The following is a 26,648-nucleotide window of genomic DNA, read 5'->3' as shown; positions in this document are numbered from 1 at the left end:
AATATTTTTTTATATTATCAATTATTCAATTTCATTCCATTGATTTGTGATTATATCATTCTCATAAATAACACCTGCATTATCTACCGCATAATATCCATGTGTTACTATGTGGCCTGAATTATCTTCATATACTTGGTATTCTTCCGCTAAAATTCCATTTATATTTATTTCATTACCAGTAGCTAAAACAGATAAATTTTTTATATTTGTAATTGGTTTTAATTTATATATAATATAATCTTCTTTATTTTCAAAATCATCAATTGTAAATTGATCAGGTATTGGATTTTCAAAGTCAGATTCTGATTGTGTTTCTTTCTCAGTTTCTTGAACTGTTTCTTTTTCTGTTTCTTTCTCTGTTTCAGTTTCTTTTTCTGTTTCTTTTTCTGTTTCTTTTTCTGTTTCTTTTTCAGTTTCTTGGATTGTTTCCTTTACAGTTTCTTGAACTGTTTCTTTTTCTGTTTCAACATTCTTATTACAAGCAACTAAAAATACGATTGCTCCTAATAGAACTATTAATTTTTTCTTCATATTTTCCTCTCTTAAATCTTTGCTTATAAACATATCATATTATAACATATATTAAAATATTATAAAGTTATCTTTTATTTGAATAATAAACTAAATTCTTCCATATCCCAAATATTTGATGCAAGATCTTCATAAAAAGCTTTTTCATGTGAAATTAAAAATAGTCCACCATTATATTCTTTCAACGCTCTTTTTAACTCTTCTTTTGCAACTTGATCTAAATGGTTCGTAGGTTCATCAAGCATTATTATATTTGTAGGCTTATTTATAACTTTACATAATCTAAGCTTAGCTTTCTCCCCACCTGAAAGAACTTTGACTTGTGATTCATATTGCTCAGTCGTAAGACCACATTTTGAAAGTGCTGCTCTTACTTCATTTTGTAATAGTGATGGAAATGCATCCCAAAAATCTTCTATACCTGTTTCTTTTCCATAGGATTCTTCTTGTTTGAAATACCCTATATTTAGATTTTGTCCAAAATGAATTTCTCCAGATAATGGTGGTATTTCACCTAAAATAGTTCTAACCAGAGTAGTTTTACCTAAACCATTCATACCAGTTATTACTATTCTATCACCCCTATCCATTCTTAAATTTAATGGTTTTGTAAGTGGATTATCTTTATCATAACCAATTACTAAATCTTTAGTTTCAAATATTAATCTTGATGTAGATCCTATCTCTTTAAATTCAAATTCTGGATTAGGCTTTTCTTTTTGTAATTCAATTCTATCCATTTTATCAAGAATTTTTTGTCTTGACATCGCCATGTTTCGTGTAGCAATGTTAGCTTTATTTCTTGCAACAAAATCTTCAAGTCTTTTAATCTCTTGTTGTTGTTTTTTGTATGCATTTTCAATTTGTTTTTGCTTCAACTCATATAATCTTTCAAATTCTGAGTAATTTCCAACATATCTATTTAATTCTTTATTTTCAACATGATAAATTAAATTTATTACTGAATCTAAAAATTCTATATCATGTGATATAAGTAAAAATGCATTTTCATAGTTCTGTAAATATCTTCTAAGCCATTCTATTTGATCTTCATCTAAATAGTTTGTAGGTTCATCAAGCATTAAAATATCTGGCTTTTCTAATAATAATTTTGAAAGAAGCACCTTAGATCTTTGACCACCTGATAAATCCGAAAATTTAGTATCTAATCCCAAATCTATGATTCCCATACTATGTGCAATTTCATCAACTTTGGAATCAATTGCGTAAAAATCTCTCGACTCTATTATATCTTGAAGAAGTCCTACTTCTTCCATCATTTCATTTAATTCATCCTCACTAGCATCTGCCATAGCCATATAAAGTTCATTTATTCGAGCTTCTTTCTCAAACAAATCTAAAAAAGCATCTTGAAGAACTTCTCTTACTGTCACATCTTTGTCATATGATGCTAATTGATCTAAATACCCTACTTTAACATATTTTGCCCATTCAATAGTTCCATTATCTGGTATTAATTTACCAGTTATAATATTCATAAAGGACGATTTTCCTTCACCATTAGGCCCTATTAAACCAACATGCTCTCCTTTTAATAATCTAAAATTTACATTTTCAAGTATTTCTCTCCCTCCATAGCTATGCGAAAGATTTGAAACTGATAAAATACTCATCTTCCCTCCGTAGTATATTTTAGTAATGTTAAAACAATATTTTCTTTAGATTTTCTTTTTCTTAAATACATATCCTAGACTTTCACAAACAATAGGTATTAAAAGAATTACATATGGATATACGTATTGACTCTTTGTTTCCCATATAAGATGGAATACCACTCCGCCTAAGAAATATATAAAGAAAATTGAAATATTTTTATTATATATATTCTTATTAAATAAGTAATATAAACTTAATGCATATATCAGAAACTGTATTGATTTCATATAATTATACATTACCCAGTATATATTCCCCTCATTAAATAATGAATTTAATATTTTACTATTATTTTCCTGCTCATATTTAATATGTGGTCCACTCCAAACAGATTCGTAAGTAGCTTCAGCCCATGTAGTTAGAAATTTTATTCCAAAAAATTTCCCTGCAGATTTAGGATTTGAAATATAATATCTTAAATTTTCTATTAATTTTTCTTTTCCAATTTTCCCTGCTTTATCAAAATCGTAATCGGTTTCTTCCATTACAGTTTTATTAAATCCATTATACCAACCTGGTCCAATTCTCCAATTTTCAGGATCTGTTCCCATTGCAATCCATAGAATTTTAGGAGCACCAGAACTTACTTCATAGTCTGTAAGATTTTCTGTAAATTTCTTAGTTGAAAAAGAAAATATTTGATTAAAAATTAAAAATGCAATCAAAAATTTAAGTGAATTTAATTTATTTACATTTGTAATCCAGATATATATAAATATTGCAATTACAACGATAATATAATTTGATCTAATAAAACAAGAAATTATTAGAAATGGTATCGCAAAAATCAAATTATTATATCCTTTATTTTGATTAAATTTAATAACAAAATAAAGTCCGATTATCATAAATAAAAATCCAGGGATTAAATTGTACGGAAAAGTTATGAATATCAATTGTTGTACAAATGCAAATGATAAATAAATAGCTAATAAGTTCTTCAATTTATCAGAATCAAAAAGCGTATCTGTAATCTTATAAATAAAATAGTTTATTCCAATAATCTCTAACATATTTGCACTAAATAATATCTTTGAAGTTTCAATGATATTTGTAAGTAAATAGCTATAATACACCATTCCATGCTGATGAGGATAATATCCTAGATATTCTGTTTTTGCAAATCTTGAAAAATCTCCATTTCTAATTTCATTTCCTGCAGTATATGTAATCCATGCATCTGCTCTAATTCTAAAACTTAGAAAATATATTATATACATTCCAATTAGTAAATAAATTGCAGAAAGTATAAGAAAAAATAGCTTTTCATTAATTTTTCTATAATTTTTTCGAATCAAAAGTATAGCTATCAAATGTCCAAATAAAAAAAATACCCAACCAAACTTCCAAAATATAAATTCTGTTTTTTCATTAATTTGAATATGTACAGAACCAAATAATAAAAAAGTAACTAATATAGCTAAAAATATAAAAGCTAAACCTCTTGATATTATATTAAAAATATCTATCAATCTATTATTAATTTTCTTCATAAGTCGTCTAATCCTTTATATTTTGTGTATGTTCATATGTTCTCTCAGAAATAATATATCTTGGTCTTTGCTTAGTTTCTAAATATGTCTTGCCTACATATTCACCAATTATTCCTAAAGAAAATAGTTGCAATCCACCAATAAGTGAAACTATACAAACAAGTGAAGCCCAACCACTTACAGTATTTCCTGTAAGAGCAGTTATAATTGCCCATATTATTCCTAAAAATGAAACAAAACTCATCACTATTCCAAGTGTAGTTACAAATCTAATAGGTTTTATTGAAAGACTTGTTATGCCATCTGCCGCAAGAGCAATCATCTTAAATAAAGGATAATGACTTTCTCCAGCTAGGCGTTCATTTCTCTTGTAATAAACTGATGTGCTCTTAAATCCAACTAATGGTATTAATCCTCTTAAAAATATATTTACTTCCTTAAAGTTCTTAAATTCATTTAAAACTCTTGAGCTTATAAGTCTGTAATCTGCATGATTATAAACAACTTCAACTCCAAGTTTGTTTAATAATTTATAATATGTCTGTGCAGTAAATCTTTTAAAAATTGTATCTGAAGTTCTGTCATTTCTAACTCCATAAACGACATCATATCCATCCATATATTTTTCAATCATTTCATCCATTGCGTTAATATCATCTTGACCATCACAGTCGATTGAAATTGTGATATCTGCGTAATCTTTTGCTTCCATCAAACCAGATAAAACTGCATTTTGATGACCTCTATTTCTACTTTGACTAATGCCTAAAAAATGCTTATCTTGTCTAGATATATTCTTAATAATTTCCCAGGTTTCATCCTTTGAACCATCATTAACAAAAAGTATTCTACTTTTGTTAGAAACTTTACCTGAATCAATAAGCCTATTTAATTTTTCCAAAAACATTGGAGCTGTTATTGGAAGGACTTCCTGTTCATTGTAACAAGGAATTACAATCCATAATATTTTCTTTTCCATACAAACTTCCTATATAAAATATTTTAACCCTTATTTTTATATATTTTATTTATCTACAAAAATATAGTTTATTATTGATTTTTTGTCAATAATAAACTATATTGTTCTAATCAATGTATTTGAAATCACATGAAAGTAAATGGTCGTTTATCATTCCTATTGCTTGAAGCCATGAATAAATAGTTGTGCTTCCTAAAAACTTAAATCCTAATTTTTTCAAATCATGAGTTATTTTATCGGAAAGATAATTTTGTGATGGAACCTCTTCCATTTCAGACCATGGATTTATTATCGGAGTATCTATTACATATCTCCAAATAAACTTTGAAAAAGAACCATATTTTTTCTGAATTTCAATAACTTTATTCGCATTATTGATAGTAGCTTCAATCTTCATTCTATGTCTAATGATATTTTCATTATTAACTAATTCTTCTATCTTTGACTCATCATAATTGGCAATTTTCTCAATATCAAAATCATCAAATGCTTCATCAAAATATTCTACTTTATTTAAAATAGTTTGCCATGATAATCCTGCTTGAAACATTTCAAGAACTAGCATTCTAAACATTTTTCTTTCGTCTTTTTCTTCTCTTCCCCAAATTGTATCATGATATTCTCTCATGCTATCAGTCGAGTCAGCCCAAGGGCATCTTTTTTTATCGTCCATGTCAACTCCTTTATATCAATAATAGCTTATCAAAAAATAAGGATAAATAAAAATGAAATTTAACCTTAATATCATAACAGTTTAATTTTAATTTTCAATTTTAGATTATATTTTTATTATTCAATCACAAAAGAACACTACTAAAATAGTAATGTTCTTCAATCTATTTTTTATTTAATCAATATCCAATACCACAACTTTTCCTGTTTCTAACGTTTTCTGAACATCGATTACCCTTTGGTTTGAAGATCCTCTAAATCTTAATTTCAAATCTTTTAATTCCTGTATAAATGGCCCATCGATTAATATATCGCATTCTTTTAGCATTTCCAGTCTATCTTTATCCTCAATTAATTTTTCATATGTATATCCTGAATACGCCCATATTTCTTTATTTGTTTGTTTTTTTACTTCACGTATTACATCAACTAGCCATGTATTTTGGAATGGTTCACCACCAAGTAATGTTAATCCTTTTACGGCTGTATCCTTCATATATTCTACAACTAAATTAGTCTGTTCCTGTGTCCATTTTTCACCATAATTTGGGTCTTGATAAAGCTCATTGAAACATCCAGGACATTTATGTGTACAGCCTGTACAAAATATTGATACTCTTATTCCAAATCCATTTGCCACATCATATTTTCTTATTTGAGCGTAATTACCATATTCTCTCATATATGTAAAACCCTCGCATTTATTTCTTTAGTACGTCCCTCATTCCAGAAATTCTCTCCTAAATAACCGCATGTACGTCTAATAACTGTAAGTTTATCTTTATTAGTATTGTGACAATTAGGACATTCCCATTCATTATTTTCATTTACTTTGATTTCACCATCAAATCCACATTCGTGACAATAATCAGATTTGGTATTAAATTCAGCATACATTATATGATCGTAAATATATCTTACCAAAGTTTCAACCGCTTCGATATTATTATTCATATTAGGTATTTCTGCGTATGAAATCATACCACCAGTTGATAATTCTTGGAATTGTGATTCAAAATCAAATTTATCAAATACTGTTATATTTTCTCTTACATCCACATGATATGAATTAGTGTAATATCCTTTATCTGTAACGTCTTTAATTTCCCCAAATCTTCTTCTATCAATTGATGCAAATCTATGTGTTAAACTTTCTGCTGGCGTTCCATAAAGCGCAAAACCAAGTTTTGTTTCTTTCTTCCAAGCATCTGTCGCTTGTCTTAATCTTCTAACAACTTTAAGTGCAAAATCATTTCCCTTTTCAGTATGAGACTTCCCTGTAATTAATACAGAAGCTTCATATATCCCAATATATCCAAGAGAAATGGTTGCGTATCCATTTTCAAGATATGGCTTAATTTTTTCACCTTTATCTAGTCTTGTTAGAGCACCATATTGCCAGTGAATTGGAGATACATCACTTGTTGCATTTTTCAATAAATCATATCTAAGCAATAAAGCTCTTTTAGCAAGTTCTAGACGTTTTTCAAGTATTTCAAAGAATTTTTCTTCACTATGATTTGCTAGTATGGCTATTTGCGGTAAATTTAAACTTACAACTCCCATATTAAATCTTCCGTCAAATTTGTAATCCCCATTTTCATCTTTCCATGGTGCTAAAAATGATCTGCAGCCCATTGGTGAAAACACATTTCCTTCATATAATTCCTTCATTTTTTTTGCAGAAACATAGTCTGGGTACATTCTCTTTGCAGTACATTTTGCAGCAAGTTTTGTTAAGTAGTAATATTTCGAGTCTGGATGTACATTGTGTTCATCTAGTACATAAATTAATTTTGGAAATGCAGGTGTAACAAATACATCAGCCTCATTTTTTATACCTTGATATCTTTGTTCTAATATTTCTTGTTGGATTAAAGCTGCTTCTTTCTCGAATTCAAATCCAGGTAAAAAGTGCATGAATAAAGTTACAAATGGAGCTTGACCATTTGTAGTCATTAATGTGTTAATTTGATATTGAATCGTTTGTATACCATCTTTGACTTCTTTTTTAGTACGCATCCACGCAATTTTTTTAGCTTTTTCAATATCTGGTTCTATTCCATAGACTTCTTTTTGTTCTATTAAGGAAGTTTCAAAATATTTATTATATGATTTTCTTACGAATGGCGCTAAAATTCTATCGATCCCATTTATTGATTGACCACCGTATTGACCTGATGCTACTTGAGCAATTATTTGAGTAGTCACTGTACACGCTACTTGGAAACTTTTTGGTGAATCTATTTTTTTACCATTTACAACTGTGCCATTTGTTAGCATATCTTCCAAATTAATTAGGCAGCAATTGAACATTGGTTGCATTATGTAGTCCATATCATGGAAATGTATAGCTCCTGTATCATGAGCTAATAATATGTCTGCTGGTATAAGCTTTCTTCTAGCTATATCTTTAGAGACTTCTCCAGCTATTAAATCTCTTTGAGTACTTACAATTTTAGCATCTTTATTTGAATTTTCATTTATAACTTCAGAATTAGATTTATCAAGTATACCTAATACATCATTATCGATTGTATTCATTTTCCTCTTAAACTCTTGTACAGATCTATAAGATTCATACGATTTTGCTGTTGCTAAATTACCATATTTAATTAATCTATAATAGACTTCGTCTTCTATGCTATGAATGGTAATAGCTCTATCCATCTTTGAAGCTATCTCTTCTATTTCATTTGCAATCTTTAATGCAAGTCCTTCCTCATATATTCCAGTAAATGAGTTCATAGCTTTTTCAATAGCTATTATTATTTTTTCTTTATCAAATTGAGCTATCGTTCCATTTCTTTTAATAACTTCCATATTTATACCTCCAACAATAATATTATACAATATATAGTGTTTAATTCAAGAGGTAACCCGATAAATTGTGTATTATTTAAAAATATATATAGTTGAAAAATATTTATTTATTTATTATAATATAAATAGTCTCGCCCCTAATCTAAGATTTTCTTAGATGAGATTATGCTATGTAATTACATATATAAAATAAACATTACTTAACATAAAAGTCGCAAAATGCGCATGTTACATAGCGAAAAGAGATATTTCAATTAATTTTGAAATATCTCTTTTTTATTTATTATTTCTTTTTTCTTTATCTTTTTTCTCTATTATTCTTCCAGATATAAATGTAAGTGCTGCAATAATTATTACGGTTAAAATACTTATACTAAATAAAGTTTTTGATAAATAAACATTTGCAATTATTATTGTTGAAACTATACCTATCATCATAAAAATTTTGTTTGTCTTTGAATCAATAAATCCTTCTCTAAAATCTTTGAATCTATCAGCCATATATACAACAGTTACTGCAGATATTATTATAAATGTAATTATATATCCTAAACTTATATTCATCCTATATTGAGAAATATTAATATCAGAAATTACTAAGTCAAAAGTAAGCAATTCTATAAAAGTTAAACCAAATGAATATAAGATTATACTCCATGTATTTAGCGTTGGAATTTCGTCAACTTCAGATTCTTTACTATTTATTTCTTCTCTTATTAAATCTTTTTCATTTTTAATATCATGTTTGTTGAAATTTTTTTCTTTTTTCATCAATTCTCCTTCCAAAACATAGACATATATTTTATGTATTATCTTATTATACTATAAGTATTTAAAAATTAAAAAGAGATGATTACTCATCTCTTTATGTGTTTTATACTAAGCTAGAAAATCCGTAAAACGCTAGTGCTATAAGTCCTAAAGCTAATAGAGTTATAGGTTTTTCTAAAAAATGTCTTGGCATATTTGCTCGTCTATATTTGTAATTAATTGATGATACTATAATAGAAATTAGCATGAATCCAAGTGATACACCTATAGAATATACTATAGTTTCAACAAGGCTTAATCCTTCTTGAGTCACAAGTAAAGCTACACCTAAAAATAGATTATTTATTACTACTATAGGCATGAAATTTGTCATTTTAGTATATCTTTCTTTCATTACAGATTTTAAAACTATATTTGCGATAAATATCACTAAAGCTATGACTATTACAAATGCAAATATTTTAAAATCTCCAAGTGAATTAGGTAACAAAATATAATCATTAATCAATTTTGTAAGAAGACTTGATATTGTCATTAAAAACATTATTGCAAGGCTCATCGTAATTGTATATTCATGATTTTTTGAAGCTGCAATAGCTGGATTGATTCCAATATATTGATTAAGAATCAAATTATTCACTAAAACAGTTGCTATAATTATTTGAATTAATATCATTTTCTAGCCCTCCCAAGTTTTGTCTTTCTTGTATACCAATTACTAAATGCTATTAAAAGACCTAAAATTATAAATCCAAATATTGGAGTTGAAAATGCAGGAATAGTAAATTTTTGTGGAATTATTCTTATTCCAAATAGTGTACCCATTCCAAATAATTCTCTAAAAGCTCCCATTACAAGTATTACTAATAAATATCCAAATCCGTCAGTAATAGCACCCGCCAAAGCACTTCCAACTCCCTCACCTATTGCATGAGATTGTAATCTATGTAATAGAAGTGAGTTTACTGCTATTAGCGGTACTGATAGTCCCATTTTTGGAACTGTTATTGGATAATAAAATTCTAAAAGCATAGTTGCAACTACTGAAAATGCTGCAATTAATACTAATAATATAATATCTTCGAATTTTTCATCGATTAAATTTTTTAATAACGAAACTATTAAACTTGTTACAATCATAATTGCTGTAACTGCTAAAGCCATTAATAACGCACCTTTTACTGTTGTGCTTGCTGCAAGTATTGAAACAAAACCAAAGCTTCTTACTAATACAGGATTATCAACTAAAATATTATCTAATTTTCTTTTCATATTAACCCCCTATTATAAACCTTTGTATGATTCTAATAATGCATTAAATGCTTTTATCATAGCATCAGTTGTAATTGTTGCGCCTGAAATAGCATCTATATTATCGCCTGCTTTGAAAGTGTCAATAGATTTCAAATCTTTACCAATTACTGATTTTTGATATGATTCTTCTTCTATTTCTTTACCAAAACCTTCAGTTTCATTATGATTATAAATAACTATTTGTTTTATAATTCCATCATTGTCTACATATACACCAAATTCAACTTTTCCAGCAAATCCGGAAGTCGCTAAATCAAATATATGACCTACTGACTCTCCGCCTTTTTTAGTTACAGACACTTGAAGTACTGTATCATTTTTACCACCATCAATTGGTGTAGTTTCTTCTACATCAAATTCTGAATGATCGAATGATACATCTTTGTCTTCCTTATTTTCAGCAAGTAATTTTTCAACATCTAAAGCTTCATATTTATCATCCTCATTCTTTATCTTATCAAATTGTACTAAGCCTTCGATTGCTGCATTTAATGAAGATTGCAATGCTTTAGATGTTACTGTTGCTCCAGAAATTAATAATAAATCTTTTTCATGTTTTGGATTCTCAAGCAATTTAATTGATTTTGTTATTAAATTCTTATCTAAGTTAATTCCTTTCACAAATTCTTTATATTCATCTGTATCAGCATAGGAACCATAATTTGGTGTTTCATTAAATTCTCCAAATGCAATATTAAATATTCTATAATCTTTTGAAACTCTAACTAGAGAGTTTATAGAACCGCCAAATCCTTGTTCTGATAATTGTAATATATATGAATCTACTTCACCATTTTTATCTTTTACTCTTATAATTCTATTAAAGTTTTCATTGTAAATATCTTCATCTTTAAATTCTTCAAAACTAAATATATGAAGTGCATTTTTGAAAAGTTCTTGCCATTTATTTGCATAATATGGAATTTCTTTTTCTACAGATTTAATATTTTCATCTATTTTAGAAAGTGAATTTATTATTTTCACTAATTCATCTGTAATAGCTCTTGTAGTGATTGTAGCTCCAGATATGGCTACAATTTCACCATTATCTTTGTTTCCTTCTCCAAAATTTATATTTCCTGTAGAAAGATTTACATCTTTAACTCCATCAATAAATTCTGATTCTTCTATTTTCTTACCAAATCCTTCAGTTTCATTATGTGATAATGGTTGAAATCCTTGAACTATTCCTTCTTTTGAAATTCCAATTCTAAAATTCAAATCTCCACCATATCCAGCTGTAACAGCATCAAATACATAACCTATTACATTTGAACCGTCTGTTACTTCTAAAACCTTATTGAAATCATTTTCACTTTCAATTTCAATAGGATTAAATTCAACTCCATCAGGATATACTGAAGCATATTCACTTACTACTCCGCCTTCTTTTTCTTCAACGGTTGCAAGTAAATTGCTTGTTCCATATATTAATCCTATACCTAAGGCAATTAATAAAATTAAAATAATTATTGAACTAGTCTTTTTCATTTATTGCCTCCCACTTTTACACCAAATACATGAGGTCTAATATATTTATCAATTGTAGGAACTAAAACATTCATTATGATAATCGCAAAAGATACACCTTCAGGATATCCACCATATAATCTAATAACTACAGTCAGTATCGCTGCACCTATTGCATACACTATCTGCCCTTGTGGTGACATTGGTGATGATGAATAGTCTGTTAACATGAATACCGCACCTAAAATAATACCACCTGATAATATTTGATATAGTGTATCATACAGATCATATCTCAATATGTAGAATAATATTGCTGATGTTGCCACATAAATTACTGGCATCCTTAAATTAATAACTTGTCTATATAGCATATATAATAGACCTAAAAGTATAGCTAATTTTGAAACCTCACCGATAGTCCCAGGTATATTACCTATAAATAAATCCATTAGTGAAGTTGGTCTACCACCAAGTGGTGTAGCTCCTGCTACTCCATCATATGTAAATGTACCTATTTGTGCTGGCCAGTTAATCATTAAAAATACTCTAGCAGCTAATGCTGGGTTCATAAAGTTTTGACCAATACCACCAAATAATTCTTTTACTACTACAATCGCAAATATTCCACCTATAATTGCCATCCAAAATGGAAATTCTACTGGTAAATTAAATGCAAGTAACATACCTGTTACGACTGCAGATAAATCTCTTACTCTTACTCTCTTATGAATAGCTTTTTGTATCGCAAATTCAGACAATACACATGCTGCCACTGTAACCAAAGTTAAAAATAGTGATCTTATTCCAAAAAAGTAAATAGATGCTGCTAATGCTGGCAACATTGCTATTATCACATCAAGCATTATAGTTTGAGTAGTTTTTGGAGTTCTAATATGAGGAGCAGGTGTAGTTGATAATGTTAATCTTTTTTTCATATCTCCTCCTATTTATCTTTCAAATGTAATTCTCTTACTTGTCTCTTACCTTCTCTAAAGGTTTCAACAAGAGGAATATGTGATGGACAAACATATGAACATAATCCACAATCAATACATGCCATCAAGTCATTTGCTTTTGCTTCCATTATTTCACCATTATTAATTAATTGCTCTAAATTAAAAGGTTGTAAATACACTGGACAAGCTTCAACACATGCTGCACATTTGATACATGGTTCTTGCTCTGGATAATCACTTTCTTCTAAAGAAAGAGCTAAAACACCATTTGTTGGTTTTTCAAGAGGTATTTCAAAATTTTCTAATGCAAGCCCCATCATAGGACCACCTAAAATAAATTTAGATACACCTTCATCTATTCCACCTATATGCTCAATAGCAAATGATACAGAAGTTCCAAATCTTACCAAAGCATTTAACTTCGCCTTCATTGCTTCTCCTGAAAATGTCACTATTCTTTCATATAAAGGTTTATTATGTACTACCGCTTGAGTAATTGAGTATGCAGTTGTAGCATTTGATACTATACATCCAACTGCTGATGGTAATTGTCCAAATGGTACAACTTTTCCAGTAGCAACCTGAATAACTCTTTTTTCATCACCTTGTGGATATTTAGCTTTAGCTACAACTACGCTTATATTTGGATCGTTATTTACAGCTTCTTTAATCGCTTTAATCGCTTGAGGTTTATCATCTTCAATTAAAATATGACCTCTTTTAGCATTTACCACTTTCATTTCAATTTTCAATCCAGTTACAATATCTTCTGAAAAATTTCTCATCATTGTATCGTCAGATGTTAAATATGGCTCACATTCTGCACTATTTATAATTACATCTTCAATCACTTCTTTTGGTGATAATTTTACAGATGTTGGGAAAGATGCCCCACCTAATCCAGTAATACCAGCCTCATCAATGATATTGATGATTTCCTCATTTGACATTGTTGTATAATCTCTATTCATTAACTCATAAGCCAATTCATCTTTATGATCATTTTCGATAAATATACAGACTGTATTTCCACGTGTAGTAGCAGATTTTTCAATTTTTATAACCTTACCTGATACACTTGAGTGAACATTTGCTGAAATAGCACCAACTTTTTCCCCTATCTTTTGTCCTACTTTTACATAATCTCCTACTTCAACAATAGGATTTGCAGGAGTCCCAATATGTTGTAACATTGGTAATTTAACGATATCTGGAGTTGGCATTTCTATGTACTTATTTCCTCGGCTCATTTCCTTATGTGCAGGAATATGATGACCTTGTTTAAATGTTTTCTTAAACACCATATGTAATCTCCTTTTATTGATTAATATTTAACTTTATAGCCTATTACATTATATCACAATCTAAACTATTTTTCTGGAATTAACAAATATCAGTTATATAGAAAGTAAAAAAAGAAATTTTATTAATAATATTTTAAAATAAAAATATCTGCTAGATATAAATTCCAACAGATATCTTTTTTTATCTAAACAAATCTGATAAAAATGTCTTATATAGATTCCAAGATATTAACCATCTATTATCATTTTTAGGAGTGTAATAAATATCATAAATTTCTTGATTTATATGATATTGTTTTTTTACTCTATTTATATAGTTTCTAGTTTCTGCAAATGGAATATTTTCATAATCCTCTACATTCCCCGTCAATATACCTTCTCTTATCCATAAATCAACATTCCCAAATCCGGCATTATATGCCATTATTGCATAATCTACAGATTTATAATAATTAATTAAATATTTTAGATAATAAATACCATATTTAATATTGGTTTCTGGATCATATAGATTATCTTCTATAAACTCTTCATCTAATCTATTCGCTATCCAATCACCTGTATCATTAGTTATTTGCATTAAGCCTTTAGCTCCAGCACTAGAGTGAGCTTCTTTATTAAATCCACTTTCAGTTTTGATAACCGCTGCAACTAATTCTTTTTCGACCCCATATTCTTGAGAATATTTTTCGATATATTCCATATATGGTTTATGATTATTTTTTACCGTTGCAAATAAAATAAAATATCCTAATGCAAACAACATAATTAATATTATTAATAATAATACTAATAATCTTTTAATTACTTTCATATAAATTTAACCTCTCATCAATCTGTTTATAAAGATATTCTAAATCTCTATCATTATACAAAATAAAATCAGAATATTTTATTTTTTCATCTATATCCATCTGTGCTTTTATTCTGATTTTAGCTTCTTTCTCACTAAAATTGTTTCTCTTCATCAATCTTTCAAGTTGAATATCTTTATTAACATATACTAACCAAATCTCATCAAGAGAAATATTCCAAATATTATTTTTTATAAATTCGATTAATAACGCTATATCCAGAAAAATAATTTTTTCATCAGATTCTTCTATCGTTTCATTAATTTTATTAAAAATATTTGGATGGGTCAAATTATTTAATGCATTTAATTTGTTTTCATCTGAAAATACTATATTTGCTAATTTTTTTCTATCTATTTCATCATCTTTATCTAAAATAGAATTTCCAAAATGTTTTACTATTTCAACATAATTGATATTATCTTTTTTCATCAATTCATGAGTTATTTTATCTGCATCAACTACTTTATATCCCTTTTTTATTAAATATTTAGAAACTGTTGATTTCCCTGTAGCAATTGATCCTGTCAATCCTATTATTCTAGATTTCATACCAATTATCACCCATTTCAACTTCTACTAAGAGCCTTACTCCAATATCTACCGCATTTTCCATCTCTTCTTTTAATAAAGTCTCAATAGTATCAAGCTCTTCGTCCAGAGCTTCAATTATTAATTCGTCATGGATTTGTAAAATCAATCTTGACTTCAATCCTTCTTTTTCTATTCTATTTGCAACATGTATCATTGCAATCTTTATTATATCTGCAGCCGTACCTTGTATTGGTGTATTTAGAGCAATTCTTTCTCCAAAACTTCTTACATTGAAATTTGATGAGCTAATTTCTGTTATATATCTTCTTCTATGGAACATAGTTTCAACATATCCATCATCTTTAGCTTTTTGAACTATATCCTTCATGTACTTTTTAATATTTGGATAAGATTTCAAATATTCATCAATATATTCTTTTGCTTGTGCTCTAGATATATTTAAATCTTCTGATAAACCATAATCAGAAATTCCATATACAATACCAAAATTAACCGCTTTTGCCTCTGATCTTTGTCTTTTCGTAACTTTATCTAAATCTACATTAAATACTTCTGATGCAGTCTTTGCATGTATATCTATATTATGTTTAAATGCATCTAACATATTTTCATCTTTTGTAAGTGCCGCCAAAACTCTCAACTCAATTTGTGAATAATCGGCAGATATTAATTTCTTGCCCTCACCAGCGAAAAATGCTTTTCTAATTAATCTTCCTTCTTCAGTTTTAATTGGAATATTTTGTAAATTAGGTTCAGTTGAACTTAATCTTCCTGTCGCTGCAATTGTTTGATTAAATTTGGAATGTATTCTTCCATCTTCAGCTATATAATTTACTAATCCATCAATATATGTGCTTTTAAGTTTGGCTAACTGTCTATATTCTTCTATCAAAGGAATAATTTCATGCTCATCTGCTAATTTTGCAAGCACATCTGCATTTGTAGAATATCCTGTCTTTGTCTTCTTGATTACTGGTAATTTTAATTTATCAAATAATATCTCTCCTAATTGCTTTGGAGAATTTATATTAAATTCTTCATCTGCTAATTTGTAAATACGATTGGTAGTAGTTTCAAGTCTTTCAGAAATTTCTTTATCAATTTTATCAAACTCATCTTTATGAGTTTCAATACCCACCAATTCCATTTCTGCTAAAACACGAACAAGTGGTAAATCTACATTGAACAACAAATCTTTCATATTTAAGTTTTCAATTTTTTCTAGGAGAGGATCTATACTGCTTTCTATTACAAATAAATTATTTGCTAAATATTCTTCTATATAAACTTTTTCTAAAGTTTCAAGATTTTTTTTAGATTTTCCTTTTCCAAAATATTCATCCAATGATTTAATATCTTTTTCCAATTCACTAAATGCAATATCCTTTAATGAATAGTCTCCCTTAGGATTGATTAGATATGATATAATCATTAAATCTTGGTAATTTCTATCAAGATTTATATCTATCTTTTTCAGCATTACAATTAGTTTTTTAATATCAAAACCAATCTTAACTATCTCATCATCTTCAAATAAATCTTTAAATTTAGTTACAAATGGAAATTCATCCACAAGTAAATCAACCAACATAATATGATTTTGTTTACCCATTATAGCTAAATATCTTGGTTTTTCTTGTAAATAATCACCTTCACAAATAATATCAAATATAAGTTTCTTCTCTGATTTAACATAATGATATACATCAGCCATTCTATTTAATCCAACAATTAATGGTTCAAAATCAAATGCTTCATCAGTGTTCGGAGAAAATTCTTGAGTTAGTTTACCAAATTCTAAAACTTTATATTTTTCATACAATTCATTTCTATTAGGTTCAACGAGTTTTAAATCTTCAATATCAAAATCAAGTTTAATATCTGTATATATTGTTCCTAATTTTCTAGACATAAATGCTTGAGCTTTGTTGTCTATAAGATTTTGTTTTAAAACCTTTCCAGAAACTTTATCTATATTTTCATATATAGTTTCAATATCACCATATTCTTTAATTAATTTAATCGCTGTTTTTTCTCCAACTCCAGGTACTCCAGGTATATTATCTGAAGTATCTCCCATTAAACCTTTAATCTCAATTAATTTTTCAGGTGTTAAATCATACTGTTCTTCAACTTTTTCTAAATCATATATTTCAAGATTTGAAATCCCCTTCTTTGTATAAAGAACATTTGCTGTTTCATTAACTAATTGGAAATAATCTCTATCTCCTGTAAGCATATATGATTTAATCCCATTTTTTGAAGCCATATTTGATAAAGTTCCAATTATATCGTCAGCTTCATAATCATCAAGTGCTATATGTTTTACATTGTAAGAATCTAATAAATCTTTTACCATTCCAAATTGAGTAAGCAATTCATCTGGAGTCTTTTGTCTAGTACCTTTATATTCAGCAAATTCTCTTGTTCTAATAGTTGGCCCAGCATTATCAAAAGCAACTAATACATAATCTGGATCTATTTTTTTCAACGCTGCATTGTACATATTTATAAATCCATATACTGCACCTGTTGGAATTCCTTCTCTAGTAGATAAATTTCTTATGGCATAAAATGCCCTAAATATTAAACTGGAACCATCAATTAATAATATCTTCTTCATATTTTCCTTCCTAATATAATAAAATTTGCATTAAAGCAAAATCTCTCGTATTAATTATAATTAGATTATAACATATAAAAATAGTCGATTATTTTCTCTTGATAAAATTTATATAAAATGTTATTATTTTATTTGTCAAGCCGATATGGTGGAACTGGTAGACACGTCAGACTCAAAATCTGATGCCTGTTAAGGGCGTGGGGGTTCGATTCCCTCTATCGGCACCATTAATATTTATATAAAACACAAAAAAGATGGTATTTTAAGCCATCTTTTTTATTATGTTTATTTAAATATTCTCTTTTTAATATCTATATTATTTCTTGCACTTTTTAATAATTCTTTAAATGTATTTGTTATTATTTTTTTTGTTCCCTCATCTAATTCGCTATAGCTATCTTTTAAATATTTCGCTGAATCAAGCCAATTTTCAGACAATTGATAAAAATCACGATAATTTGATTCATATAAAATATCAAAGATTACATCTATTATCTTTTTTCTTTGATTTGGATCTACGACTTCTAGCCAATTTGTAATTGTATTCTCTACAAAATCACTTTGTCTTGTTAATTCGTCCATATATACAAATTTATCATCATCCACAGTCCACGAATATACATCATGTTGCATTATTCCTGTTTCTTCACTTTGAAGTATTATAAATTTCCCTTTATTGTACATACATCTTCCAATTATTGAATTTTGAGGAATTATATTGATAACTTTATCTAAAATTGAATTGTATTCATCAGATTCTACAATATCTTTTACAAATCCTGGACCATCATAATTCACTATCGAAATTATCCTATCTTTAATATCATCATTACAAAATGCACCTGCATATATTGCAAGATTCCCACCTTTTGAATGACCACCAATTTTAATTTTATGATTAGGATATTTTTGGGAAATATTTTCAATATATTTTTTTGCAGATATTTGTGAATTAATATGTGCCTTGAATGACAAGTAAAAATCTTCTTTCCAACCTACAAATGTTACATCTGTTCCTCTGTATGATATATATTTTGTTTCATCATCTAGGTGAATTGTAATTGCAGCAAATTGATTCTCTTGTTTTGTGTCTAATATATGTTCAAAATCAGATATAATCAAATCTTTGAATCTTTTACTTTGTCCCATTAATTCAAAAAATGGACTGTCGTCAGGCCAATTATATCTTATATGTTCATCTTTCATATCAATAGAGCTTCTATATAAGTTTTCAATAGTTTCTTCTTCGAATGTTTTTAATATTCTTTCGAAAGGAATATATGAAAATCTTGCTAAAATTAAATAATCAATTTCATTAAAAGGCTTTTCTATAAATGATAAATGTCCATATTTTTTTAGATAATCATTAATATTTTTCATAAACCCTCCATGTATATAACCATAGATATTATAGCAAATTTTAACATTATAATTCTATATTTTTCAATAAAATAAAACTATTTACTTAATTGTCTTTGTTTTCTTCTAAAGAATAATAAGATTATTGAAGATATTGACAATAATGTAGTTGGCAATAATATCCCTAAATCACCTGTTTTTGGATTTTTAGGTATTTTTGGTATATCATTAACTTTAACAGTTTGACCTTCGTCATTTATATCTTCATGAGTTGCTATTACTTCCCCATTGTATAGTAATTTTTCAAATGCAACTAAATCTTTTCCTCTTACTTGACTTAAATCAATTTCAACTGTTACTTCAACTACTCCAGTTTCTTTTTCTGCTATAAATCTTGTTTCACTTACTACTTCTTTTCCATTTATTAATAATGGTTTGTTAGTTTCTTTATCCATTACTTTTAATTTAGCAACATATTCATCACCTATTACTAAGTTTTCATAGTAAACTTTATCAACTAATTTTACTACTCCTACTGGATCAAATACTTTTTTACCTGATTTTATTTCAGCAAATGTAGTCTTGATTTTAGGATCTTTTACTTTAACAGTTTGATCTTCATCATTTATATCTGCATGAGAATATAATAATCTACCTTCTCTATATAAATCTTCAAATACTACTGTTGTCTTTCCTCTTACGTCAGAAGAATCTACTTCAAATTCTAATACTACATAACCATTTCTTGTTTCTGGTACAAATTTTAGTGATGTTTCATATTTATTTCCATTCTTATCAAGTAGTGGTTTATTTGTAGACTTATCCATTAATAAACCTTTGATTTCATATTCTTTACCGATGATTAAATCTTTGTAATAAGCATAGTCTTTAATATATACTTTTTTGGTTGGGTTTATATTTTTCTTACCAGTATTTTTATCTTCTGCTGTTGTTTTAATATGTGGTATTTTTTCATTTTCATGTTCTACTTCTACTACATCACCATGATCTTTATTTGATAAATCAAGATCTATATTTTTATCATCTTTGATATAGCCTTCTGGTGCTTTTACTTCTTCTAAGTAGTATTGTCCTTTTGGCAATCCTTCAACTACAATCTTACCTAATTTATCAGTTATATATTCTCCAACTTCTGTTTTACCTTTTATTTCATCTACTGCAACTAATTTATATTTTGCTCCAACAACTGGAATTTCTTTGTTAGATCCCATTTCTGTTTTAACAATTACTACTGATACTTTTTGTAGTTCATTTTCTATTTCAGCTGATTCAACTTTATTTTCTTTTTCTTTTGTATCTTCAAACTTGAATCCTGTTTCATGTTTCTTATTATCTAATACATATTTTCCATCAACTGATAATTCTTTAATGTAGAATTTACCATCAATAGGTAAACTATTAAATTTACCTTTAATTACATATTCAACTTCTTTAGATTCTTCTACTCCTACTTGTACCTTTTCTTGAACTTTTGTTTTTATAACTTCTAATTTTGCTATATTGCCTTTTGCTTCAATTTCTTCAATTTTAGATTTAGCTTTTTCTTCTTCATTGAACTTAAATACTTCAACTAATTCTTTCGTTGTTTTTTGTTCATATCCAGTTACTACTTTAGTTTCTTTTATATTCTCAACTATGGAAGATTCATCTGCATTCTTACCTTGTTTAGCTAATTCTGCTTCTGCTTCTTCTCTAGTTTCAAATGACAATACGACTTCTTTTTTAGTTTCTTTATCTAAGTAAGATAATACATAAGTGACATCTTTCTGTACTTCAATAATTGGTTTATCTTTATTATCTACTTTTGTTTCAATAAATTCAGATACTTCATATCTATTAACTTCTTTTTCAACTATTTCATATACTGGTTTTTCTACTTTCTTTTCTCCATTTAATTCTTTTGCTTCAACTTCTACTTTATCAAGCATTGAATCTTTTGGAATTGTTACACCATTTTCTTTGTAATCATCAGCTAAGAAAATACCAAATTCAGCTTTTGGATTAGTTGTAAAGTATGGATCATTTTCAAATTTCTTTGTAAATTCAAATTCGATATTCTTTCTTTCATTGAATTTCATTTCTGTTACAGAATGTACTCTTACATTTTGTGATTGTGGTGTAAATTCTATATCATACTCTCTTGTATCTAATACATATTTATCTGGTACACTTATTTCTTTAAGTGTATATTTTCCTAGTGGAACTTCTTTACTTGTTACTGGATTTTTTGAGTTAGTAGTTATTGTATCTACTAATTCCCCTTTTTTATGAAGTATTGTAACTTTATCACCTGATATAATATCTTCTTTGGCTCTTAATTCCCACTTAGTTCCTTCTAAATATCCATCTTTAAATTCTAATTTTGTAACACCATCTTTTACACTAAATCCTTTTAATATTGGTGCTGTTTTTTCAAGTGTTAATCTACCTTTTTGTGGTGTATTTCTTTTTTCAATTACAAATATCTTTATTAATTGTGCTGGTTTATCTCCATCATCTTCTATTTCAAATTGTAATGGTTCTCCTTGTGGATCTAAATAATAGCCTTTTGGTGCTTTTATTTCTTCTAAAATGTATTTTCCTACTTGTATTTTTTCAGGTAGTTGAACCATACCTTTATCATTTGTTTCAAATTCTGAAATTTCTTTTGTTTCTTGGTATCTTAATGTTTGTACTACTTTTTCGCCCTTACTTCCATCTTCATTTGCTTTGTATAATTCAAACTTAACTCCAGCTTGTGGAATTGTATTTCCAGTTTCTTCATCTTTTTTGAATATTTGTAACCATTTTTCACTAGTGTAGTTTTCTAAATTGTATTGGTATTCAGTCCAATCACCTTTTATTTCTACCTTAAATGGTTCTATATTTATAAAGCCATGATTTCTACTTGCTTGTTTTACTATATATATTCCCTTTGGTAACCATTTACTTGTTCCTCTACCAAATTTATCTGTTGTAAAACTATCTACTTTTTCATCATTTAAGTTGTATATATCAAACTTGATACCTTCTTCTGGTATTCTTCCACCAGATTGTGAAGAATTATCTTTACCATTTTCTCCATCTTGGTGTTTAGTTACAGATATTCTTCCATATTCTGGCAATTCATTTGTAATAACTGTTGGATTTTCACTTGTTATTTGATTAAATTCTTTATCTTTTACATTTTCAATTTCTCTATACTCACCACCATTTGCATTTGCTTTATTTAATATATTTAATTCATCAATTTTTGAATTTAACATATCAATTAATGTCTTTGAGTTTGTTGTAGTTTGAGTTACTTTAGTTGTATATTCTCCACCTAAATCATCTTCTACACCTTCTACTCTTACTGCAACTGGGTTTAGTGTATATCCTAGTGAGTTTTCAACTTCTACTACATCATACACTCCTAGTGGCAAGTCTTTAACGCTTACTATACCATCTTTATTTGTAACAACTTCTTTTACAATAGTTCCAGATTTTATATCAGTATATTTAGATTCAACTAAAACTACTTTATATTTTGCCCCTTCAAGTGTTGCATTTCCTTGTGATTGTGTTGTAACTACATCTTCTTTTTTAAGTGTAAATTGCATTAATTGAGATTTGTTTTCATGAGTTGGTGCATTAAATGTCATTACTGACACTCCACCTCTAGTTTCTTCTTTTAATTGTCTTATATGAAGGGTATCATCTAGCTTATATCCTTTTGGTGCTTTTATTTCTTGAATAGTGTATGTTCCCATGAATCCTAGTGTTCTACCATTTTCATCTTTTGGAATTTCATCTCCACCAACTTTAAATTTATCATTTAACTGTAGATAACCTTCAACACCATTTGGTGCAGTACCTGTTTTTAATTTCCATGTATACTTTGGTGTTAAACCTTCTACATTATCTGTTAATTCTTGATAATATTTAACTTCAAAGATTGCTCCATTTAATCCTTTTCCACTTCCATCTGTCTTTTTAAGCATTAATGTTAATGGGTCTGTATTTGGTTCATCTTTTACAGTAAATGTTACTGGTTTATCTACTACTTCAATTTTTACAATACCATTTTTATTTTCACCTGATTTTCTATCTAATTTATAGCCTTTTGGTGCTTTTTGTTCTCTTGCAAAATATATTCCTTTTTGTAGTTCAATAGTATTTGTTTCACCATTTGCATTTGTTGTAAATGTTCCTATTCTATTACTATCACGCAATGCATTTGCATAATTTTTATATAATCCATATTCTGCTCCTTCTAATGAGTAGTTTGGATTACCTTCTACAAAGCTTGGTTTTGTTGATTCTTTTTTTAATTTTAATGGCACAGTTTGTGGTTCTACTTCAAATTTATAGAAATCCCATCTATCCCAACCACCATCTATTGCTATTAATCTTTGACCGTCTTTTTCATTTCTATATTCTTGTTTAACTAATGTTGATCCTTTTATTCTTGGGTGATAGAAATTAAATGAAAATCCTGAACTTAATGCTGATTTTGGTACATTTATTGTTAGATCACCATTTAATGCTATTTTTCCTGTTACACCATTAGTTCCTGTAAATGTTGGATTCTCGTTTAATCTTTTTGAAAATGCTCCAGATCCTGTATTTTTAATTACATTTACACCTTCTTTCCATTTATGACCTTTTACATCATATTTTAATGGGTTTTTTAGTCCATTAATATCTCTCCAATAATCAGATAGTAATTTACCTGTATAGCTATTTTTATCTACTTCAATTTGTCCTTTTAATTGCCATACTGCTAATTGCAATAAATTAGAAAATTCTCCATCTGTTGAAGCCATATATTTTTGCTTAAATTCTTCCCATGTTTGCAATCTTTGTGTGTATGAAGTATATTGAATAAATTCTGCAATACTTCTTTCAAGCGTTTGTGGACTTCCATATGCTGTGTATTCTAATGCTTTTGGATTTGATCCATTATACCAACCTACATTGTTCCATACTTCTATACAAAACAAAACATTTTTTCCATCTTGAAATTGTTCTGCTGTACTTTCTACTCTACCAACTGATGTCCATGCTCCATAACCACCTACTCTATCTGTTTTTTTGATAGTATAACTAGGTGTACCAAAATATTTAATAGGGTTTAATGTAACCTTATTTGGTAAACTTACTGCTTCTACATTTTTAGCTGGTATTGTTAGATTTATTCCTGAAATTATCATAAGTACAGCTAAAATTAGACTTAATATTCTTTTACTTTTGTTTATCATGTTTTCTCCTTTGTTTTTTATTTTTTTATTTCATTTGAGTTAAATTTTTTATATTTAAGGATCAAATGAAATTTCATTGAATATCATTTTTAATTCATTCATTTTCCACTCCTTTTTAAAATAAAAAAAAGAAGGTATCTTTACCTTCTTTCAAGTAACTTCTGTTCATTTTGAACTAAAGTTATCTATTAATGTTTCCATTCCCATACTTCATCAGATACTTTTACTTCTTCTTTTACTATTTTAGTTTCATAACCTACAATTTCATCTGTTACAACTATTTCAGTTTCTGCTGTACCCCAGTTTCCTAATATAGCATTATTTAACATATAATCTTCTGCTTCTCCTGCTGAGTAAAAGTATTTTGTTTCTCCAGTTAAATCATTATGAACAAACCATCTTTCTCTACCATATTCATTATAAATAGGTCTATCTAAATTATCTACTTCTTTTTCTACTGTCTTATATTCTGCACTTTGTACTTTTACATATCTTTCTATTATCTTATCTTGTGGTTGTGTTGTAATTGTATTTGATACTACTTTACCATCTTCTTTTACAATAGTTTTTACTCCACTTCTTCCTTCTTGATATACTCTTGATTTTCCACCTGTATAAGCGTAATTATCTATTGTGTTAAATGATATTGACTGTGTTTCAGTTGTTCTAACTACTTCTTTCTTTGTTTCTTTTGGCTTACTTGGTGTAGATGGTTTGCTTGGTTTGCTTGGTGATGGCTTTGTCACCTTATTTTCTTTTGGTTTTTCTGTCTTTGTATTTTGTTTTGGTGTAGATGGTTTACTTGCAACAGATTTTTCTTTTACTACTTCTTTGACTTTTGTTTTTAACCCTGAATTTTCTTTGTCATTTATATTTGATCTTTCTGTCTTAGTTTTACCAGTTTTATCTGTAACTATTTTTTCTACTTTATTGTCTTTTATTTTAGTTACTACCTTATTTCCTTTTTCATCTTCTGATTCGATTACTACTGTTCCATCTTCTTTTACTTCTTCTTTGACTTTCTTATTGTCATCTTTCTTTTGTGTAACTTTTTTATCTTTCTTATCTTCTTTTTTGTTTTCTTTCTTAGAAGATTCTTTTTGAGTTTCTTTTTCTGATTCTTTAACAGTTTCTAAAACTGTTTCTTTTGGTGTTTCTTCTACTTGTTTATTGTTTCTATTTTTTATTGCTATTACTGATCCTACTACAACTAATAAAGCTAATACTCCTAATAGGATAAATAATTTCTTTTTGTTATCTTTATTTTCTTGATTTAATTTTCTTCTTTGCATTGTTATCTCCTAGTTATTTAAATCTTTCATTTCAACACCTCTGAGTTTAAATAACTTCTGTTAATTTTAATGTAAATTTATTATTAATTTTTTAATATGTATTATTACTTATATTATTTATATCATATTCACATAGATTTTCATACATATAAGACTGTTGGATTCCTCTCATATATACTTGTCTATTATTTATATCTTTTGTTAAATATGATTTTAGAAGATGTTTAATTTCTAGGTCATTAACTGGGGATTTTTCCATAGCATTTAAGTAATCTTGTTTATCTACTAAATACCAAGCTACGCATAAACTTAAATTTTTTCTGAGTATTAAATCTAACCAAATTCGTGTTGATCTTCCATTCCCTTCTAAAAATGGATGCGCTATATTCATTTCTACATATTTTTCTATTATTTCATCATAAGTATTCTCTGGCATATTTTCTATTATTTCTAAATTTGATTCTAAATACATAACATGAGCAAATCTAAAATATCCTTTAGAAATATTTTTATCCCTTATTTTCCCTGCAAATCCAAAGACATCTTGAAATAAATACTTGTGAATATCTAGTAAACCTTTAAGAGTGCCAACTTCTATATTATTTATTAATTCTTTATCCCATAACTCTATTGCTCTTAATTTACTTAAATATTCCTCTTGATTTTTTCTCATATTATTTAATTCCTAAAGCCCTTTCTAACATTTGTTTATTATATCTTGCTATC

At 27.7% G+C, this 26,648-nt stretch carries 20 protein-coding genes and 1 tRNA gene; 1 reads left to right on the top strand and 20 read right to left on the bottom strand.

Features of this window, described 5'->3' with window-relative positions:
- Window positions 1-21: 21 nt before the first annotated feature.
- From G534_RS08380 to polA, 16 genes are all read right to left on the bottom strand, one after another.
- On the bottom strand, window positions 22-534 hold the full coding sequence (locus G534_RS08380; protein ID WP_027347830.1) for a hypothetical protein: 513 nt from the start codon (window positions 532-534) through the stop codon (window positions 22-24).
- 74 nt (window positions 535-608) lie between these two features.
- Complete coding sequence (locus G534_RS0103135; protein ID WP_027347829.1) at window positions 609-2,168, bottom strand: ABC-F family ATP-binding cassette domain-containing protein; 1,560 nt, start codon at window positions 2,166-2,168, stop codon at window positions 609-611.
- A 45-nt stretch (window positions 2,169-2,213) separates the two neighbouring features.
- Window positions 2,214-3,704 carry a hypothetical protein gene (locus tag G534_RS0103130; RefSeq protein WP_027347828.1) on the bottom strand — a complete coding sequence of 497 codons (1,491 nt, stop codon included), beginning with the start codon at window positions 3,702-3,704 and terminating at the stop codon, window positions 2,214-2,216.
- 7 nt (window positions 3,705-3,711) lie between these two features.
- Complete coding sequence (locus G534_RS0103125; protein ID WP_027347827.1) at window positions 3,712-4,683, bottom strand: glycosyltransferase family 2 protein; 972 nt, start codon at window positions 4,681-4,683, stop codon at window positions 3,712-3,714.
- 106 nt (window positions 4,684-4,789) lie between these two features.
- Complete coding sequence (locus G534_RS0103120) at window positions 4,790-5,356, bottom strand: DNA-3-methyladenine glycosylase I (protein WP_027347826.1); 567 nt, start codon at window positions 5,354-5,356, stop codon at window positions 4,790-4,792.
- 174 nt (window positions 5,357-5,530) lie between these two features.
- Complete coding sequence (gene nrdG / locus G534_RS0103115) at window positions 5,531-6,037, bottom strand: anaerobic ribonucleoside-triphosphate reductase activating protein (RefSeq protein ID WP_027347825.1); 507 nt, start codon at window positions 6,035-6,037, stop codon at window positions 5,531-5,533.
- Window positions 6,034-8,178: an anaerobic ribonucleoside-triphosphate reductase gene (gene nrdD, locus G534_RS0103110; protein ID WP_027347824.1), complete on the bottom strand. Its 2,145-nt coding sequence runs from the start codon at window positions 8,176-8,178 to the stop codon at window positions 6,034-6,036. Before nrdD ends, nrdG begins: the two co-directional genes overlap by 4 nt.
- A 276-nt stretch (window positions 8,179-8,454) precedes the next feature.
- Complete coding sequence (locus tag G534_RS0103105) at window positions 8,455-8,949, bottom strand: hypothetical protein (RefSeq protein ID WP_027347823.1); 495 nt, start codon at window positions 8,947-8,949, stop codon at window positions 8,455-8,457.
- A gap of 103 nt (window positions 8,950-9,052) precedes the next feature.
- The gene (locus G534_RS0103100; RefSeq protein WP_027347822.1) at window positions 9,053-9,625 is read right to left on the bottom strand and encodes an Rnf-Nqr domain containing protein; all 573 of its coding nucleotides are present in this window, start codon (window positions 9,623-9,625) and stop codon (window positions 9,053-9,055) included.
- A complete protein-coding gene (locus tag G534_RS0103095; protein ID WP_027347821.1) occupies window positions 9,622-10,221 on the bottom strand; it encodes an Rnf-Nqr domain containing protein in 600 nt (199 codons plus the stop codon). Before G534_RS0103095 ends, G534_RS0103100 begins: the two co-directional genes overlap by 4 nt.
- A 12-nt stretch (window positions 10,222-10,233) precedes the next feature.
- Window positions 10,234-11,754 (bottom strand): FMN-binding protein, encoded by a 1,521-nt coding sequence (locus tag G534_RS08375; RefSeq protein WP_051177402.1) that lies wholly within the window; start codon window positions 11,752-11,754, stop codon window positions 10,234-10,236.
- Window positions 11,751-12,671, bottom strand: coding sequence for an RnfABCDGE type electron transport complex subunit D (locus G534_RS0103085; RefSeq protein ID WP_027347820.1), 921 nt, complete (start codon window positions 12,669-12,671; stop codon window positions 11,751-11,753). The genes G534_RS08375 and G534_RS0103085 overlap by 4 nt, the downstream gene beginning before the upstream one ends.
- An 8-nt stretch (window positions 12,672-12,679) precedes the next feature.
- Window positions 12,680-13,996 carry an electron transport complex subunit RsxC gene (rsxC, locus tag G534_RS0103080; protein ID WP_027347819.1) on the bottom strand — a complete coding sequence of 439 codons (1,317 nt, stop codon included), beginning with the start codon at window positions 13,994-13,996 and terminating at the stop codon, window positions 12,680-12,682.
- 181 nt (window positions 13,997-14,177) lie between these two features.
- Complete coding sequence (locus tag G534_RS07770) at window positions 14,178-14,810, bottom strand: lytic transglycosylase domain-containing protein (RefSeq protein ID WP_051177401.1); 633 nt, start codon at window positions 14,808-14,810, stop codon at window positions 14,178-14,180.
- Window positions 14,797-15,402, bottom strand: a complete 606-nt coding sequence (gene coaE / locus G534_RS0103070) for a dephospho-CoA kinase (protein ID WP_034595927.1) — start codon at window positions 15,400-15,402, stop codon at window positions 14,797-14,799. The genes G534_RS07770 and coaE overlap by 14 nt, the downstream gene beginning before the upstream one ends.
- Entirely contained in the window at window positions 15,392-18,028 is a 2,637-nt protein-coding gene (polA, locus tag G534_RS0103065) for a DNA polymerase I (protein ID WP_027347817.1), read from the bottom strand. The genes coaE and polA overlap by 11 nt, the downstream gene beginning before the upstream one ends.
- A 139-nt stretch (window positions 18,029-18,167) precedes the next feature.
- Here polA and G534_RS0103060 point away from each other — a divergent pair.
- A tRNA-Leu gene (locus G534_RS0103060) sits at window positions 18,168-18,255 on the top strand.
- A gap of 58 nt (window positions 18,256-18,313) precedes the next feature.
- Here the strand turns inward: G534_RS0103060 and G534_RS0103055 are convergent.
- From G534_RS0103055 to fic, 4 genes are all read right to left on the bottom strand, one after another.
- Window positions 18,314-19,408 carry an Mbeg1-like protein gene (locus G534_RS0103055; protein WP_027347816.1) on the bottom strand — a complete coding sequence of 365 codons (1,095 nt, stop codon included), beginning with the start codon at window positions 19,406-19,408 and terminating at the stop codon, window positions 18,314-18,316.
- 77 nt (window positions 19,409-19,485) lie between these two features.
- Window positions 19,486-24,630 carry a SpaA isopeptide-forming pilin-related protein gene (locus G534_RS0103050; RefSeq protein WP_027347815.1) on the bottom strand — a complete coding sequence of 1,715 codons (5,145 nt, stop codon included), beginning with the start codon at window positions 24,628-24,630 and terminating at the stop codon, window positions 19,486-19,488.
- Between the two features lie 188 nt (window positions 24,631-24,818).
- Window positions 24,819-25,922, bottom strand: coding sequence for a hypothetical protein (locus G534_RS0103045; RefSeq protein ID WP_027347814.1), 1,104 nt, complete (start codon window positions 25,920-25,922; stop codon window positions 24,819-24,821).
- Window positions 25,923-26,013: 91 nt separating this feature from the next.
- Window positions 26,014-26,595 (bottom strand): protein adenylyltransferase Fic, encoded by a 582-nt coding sequence (fic, locus tag G534_RS0103040; RefSeq protein WP_027347813.1) that lies wholly within the window; start codon window positions 26,593-26,595, stop codon window positions 26,014-26,016.
- Window positions 26,596-26,648 lie beyond the last annotated feature (53 nt).

Origin of the sequence: Helcococcus sueciensis DSM 17243 (assembly GCF_000423145.1) — a bacterium.
GTDB lineage: Bacteria > Bacillota > Clostridia > Tissierellales > Peptoniphilaceae > Helcococcus > Helcococcus sueciensis.
The sequence above is the reverse complement of the archived record's forward strand: the minus strand, read 5'-3'. Positions and strand labels throughout refer to the sequence as shown.